Raw genomic sequence first — 1,253 nt, forward strand, 5'->3', positions numbered from 1 at the left:
TCGATGATCGTGACGCCAGGCAGTATGGTTCGGGTCGCCCGGCACTGCTCGACAAAGCGCCGTGCCAGATCGTCATTGGAACGGGCACCCTCGGCCGCATCCTGCAGCCAGCCCTTCAGGTCGCGCGCCCCTCTCCCAGAAAACATCCTGTAGCCATACTGCTCTCTGAGCGTCGCCAGATGTTCATGGCGGGTCTCTTCACGGGTCGCGTAACCGGCCAGATCATCAGGCTTCAGGCCAACCTGCGCGGCCAGAAAGCGCGTAACTGCCAAGGGAATGACTTCACCGGGTGTCAGCAGACGACCGGGATATCGCAAGGCGCACAGTTGCAGAGCAAAGCCGAAACGGTTGTGTGGACGGCGTCGGGCGCGGATGATTTCCAGGTCATCGTCCGACAGCGTGTAATGATGCAGCATCTCGGCCTCAACGGTCGGCAGATCGAACAATGCTGCGCGCTGCCGGTCGGTCAGAACTGTGCGATGTGCCATATATCTTTTTCTTTCCGCGAATAGTTTGTGATATTCTGTTTAAGATATGGGATAAGGAACAGGGTTGATGCCGAAAAGCACCGGCCGCACGAAAGCACCTCAAACGAACGTTTGTGAAACATGTTGATCGGCTACGCACGCATCTCCAAGGCTGACGGGTCGCAGTCTCTGGATCTCCAGCGCGACGCCCTGATCGCCGCAGGAGTGCCCGCGGAACGCATTTACGAAGATCAGGCATCCGGCGCACGCGATGATCGCCCAGGACTGGAGGCCTGCCTGCGGTCATTGCGGGAAGGGGATGTTCTCGTGGTCTGGAAGCTGGACAGGCTCGGGCGCACGCTGACCCACTTGGTCAACACCGTGCGCGACCTGTCGGATCGCGGCATCGGCTTGCGCGTGCTGACTGGTCAAGGCGCTGAAATCGACACCACCACCTCGGCCGGTCGCATGATCTTCGGCATCTTCGCGACCCTGGCGGAGTTCGAGCGCGACCTGATCCGGGAACGCACCATGGCAGGTCTCGCAGCCGCCCGGGCGCGCGGTCGAAAAGGCGGGCGAAAGTTCGCACTGACCAAGGCTCAGGTCCGCCTGGCCCAAGCGGCCATGTCAAACAGGGACACCTCAGTCGCCGCCCTCGCGGCCGAGCTGGGCGTCAAACCGGTGACCCTCTATCGCTACGTCGATGCCAACGGAAACCTCAGGGACCACGGAAGGCGCGTTTTATCGGCTTAGCGTAGGATTTAGCACCGTCCGGCAGCAGACCCC

2 protein-coding genes are annotated in these 1,253 nt (G+C 61.3%); one reads left to right on the forward strand and one right to left on the reverse strand.

The features are described from left to right. Positions 1 to 488 (reverse strand): DUF4158 domain-containing protein (locus ACDP63_RS24880; protein WP_409928857.1); only part of this gene is annotated, 488 nt, incomplete at its 3' end. Between the two features lie 120 nt (positions 489 to 608). Between ACDP63_RS24880 and ACDP63_RS24885 the strand changes: the two genes are divergently transcribed. Then, positions 609 to 1,220 carry a recombinase family protein gene (locus tag ACDP63_RS24885; RefSeq protein ID WP_038148987.1) on the forward strand — a complete coding sequence of 204 codons (612 nt, stop codon included), beginning with the start codon at positions 609 to 611 and terminating at the stop codon, positions 1,218 to 1,220. Positions 1,221 to 1,253 lie beyond the last annotated feature (33 nt).

It is taken from the genome of Paracoccus sp. P2 (genome assembly GCF_046335115.1).
Taxonomy (GTDB): domain Bacteria; phylum Pseudomonadota; class Alphaproteobacteria; order Rhodobacterales; family Rhodobacteraceae; genus Paracoccus; species Paracoccus pantotrophus.

Coding starts and splice junctions, on each gene's coding strand:
- ACDP63_RS24885 (WP_038148987.1), top strand. CDS start 609: ATGTTGATCGGCTACGCACGCATCTCCAAGGCTGACGGGTCGCAGTCT.